3 protein-coding genes and 1 pseudogene are annotated in these 1,705 nt (G+C 33.5%); 2 read left to right on the top strand and 2 right to left on the bottom strand.

Annotation, left to right across the window (positions count from 1 at the left end):
* Positions 1–310, top strand: a 310-nt coding sequence (locus BAQ49_RS19315; protein WP_116733486.1) for a DDE-type integrase/transposase/recombinase, incomplete at its 5' end; no start/stop codon positions are given.
* Positions 311–712: 402 nt separating this feature from the next.
* Positions 713–871, top strand: a complete 159-nt coding sequence (locus BAQ49_RS33085) for a hypothetical protein (RefSeq protein ID WP_000722376.1) — start codon at positions 713–715, stop codon at positions 869–871.
* Positions 872–916: 45 nt separating this feature from the next.
* Here the strand turns inward: BAQ49_RS33085 and BAQ49_RS33080 are convergent, their stop codons facing one another.
* A complete protein-coding gene (locus BAQ49_RS33080) occupies positions 917–1,126 on the bottom strand; it encodes a hypothetical protein (RefSeq protein ID WP_165616067.1) in 210 nt (69 codons plus the stop codon).
* A 28-nt stretch (positions 1,127–1,154) separates the two neighbouring features.
* Positions 1,155–1,313 (bottom strand): annotated as a pseudogene (locus BAQ49_RS32480) (MFS transporter); the annotation flags it as partial.
* Positions 1,314–1,705 lie beyond the last annotated feature (392 nt).

Below are 1,705 nucleotides of genomic sequence, written 5' to 3'. Positions count from 1 at the left end.
AGCCTTGGCTTTTTCGTATGTTTCTAAACCTCGCGTGATAACAGTAGATAAGAACCCTGCCTATCCTGTAGCAATTCAAGAGTTAAGAGAAGAGAAATATATGCCTGAAGGCATACAACTAATGCAAGTTAAATATCTCAATAATATAGTGGAAGAAGACCACCGGTTTATTAAAAGGCGAGTTCGTTCTATGTTAGGATTAAAGTCGTTTAAAACAGCAATCTCTATATTGAGTGGTGTTGAAGCCATGCATATGATGAAAAAAGGGCAACTTGTTTTACCGGATAAGTCTGCCCAAAACCAGAAGTGATTTATTCATAAATTATTTGGCTTAGCTTCATAAGATAGAAATGAAGAAGGAATTGCTACTCTATGTTTCTAACTAACATTTTCGCACCAGAACCTTTTTTACTACCATAAAATAGAAAGAATACCACATTGCTATCAAGCTAAGATTTTAAGTTTCCCCATAGCGAAAAAATGACTTCTTTACGACTAGCGTTTAACTCATTTTTTTCGGTTTGGGGAACAACCCACTTCTTAAGTTGACGGGCATGTATGGTGAAGTCTATTATATAAATTGGTCAAAAATTGACCTTCCTCAGTTTTTTTAATTCAATACATATGTTTTTTGTTATGGGAATATATGTTATAAACTTTACTTAGTCTAAGAACATCATAACATTCTAAATAGTATGGAGCGTGTATTATAATGAAAAAGATTTTATTATCGTTTATAACATTAGGAATGCTTATAGGATGTGAAAAATCTGATTCGTGTGATGAAGCAAGAGCTATCTACTCTGGAAATTGTAATTCTGATAATACACTGACAAACGACAAAGCTGAATTACAATTAGATTCCAAATAGTTGCTGTAATACTTAATTTGTATTTTAACAGGTAACAATTTCATTTCATTTTAGAGGGATATTTCCAATCGCGATTTCCTTTAGAAACAGTCGAAGAGGTTTCACTTTTTTAGTTAGGCTTTGTTTCTCTATGTTTTCCAGAGATTTTCGTATCTGTTCCATTTGTTCTTTTCCTTCTATTATATCAAACTCGATCCATTTGTGGGGTATCGCCAGCATTTCGGAAAAACCCCACGCTAAGAGTTTTTGAGTCATTTTAATGTAGGCTTAAAATAAAGTTTGATCACTTTTTGCTATGTATGAGCAAAGTTACTTCACTATTAAATTTATAGTAAGTATAACTTCCAATCCATGAACCAAAGGCTCCTCCCAAAAAGAAAATAGTCATATATAATCCATTAAGTCTGTTTCTTATCTCAGGATTCAAACCAAAGTCAACTTTTATTATATATTTTGGAGTTGCTTTACGTTTACCGTCTACAGATAGCGGTGCTCTTTTTTGCATGAATTTTACGTCTGAATTCTTTAAAACATCATAATTTCAATCATCTAAAGACAACGGTCATTAATTAATACAATAAATGGAAGGTTATTCGATTCCCTATATTTGTATATGCGAAATTGCATAAAAATATATGTTTAAATAAGACGCGATTTTATATATAACTAGAGGTAGAGAAAGTAAATTATTGTTTAGTGTCTACGTGAACTACTCGCCACTTAGCAAAGCTTGAAGTGGGAGCTTCTCAGTTCCACGACGAAAGTAACCTTTCGTCTCCCTGAGCGTTACTTCGGGGTGTTCCACCCCTAGATGTCCAACGCTTCGACGCTCTC

This window comes from Bacillus proteolyticus, from assembly GCF_001884065.1.
In the GTDB taxonomy this organism is placed as follows: Bacteria; Bacillota; Bacilli; order Bacillales; family Bacillaceae_G; genus Bacillus_A; species Bacillus_A proteolyticus.
The sequence above is the reverse complement of the archived record's forward strand: the minus strand, read 5'-3'. Positions and strand labels throughout refer to the sequence as shown.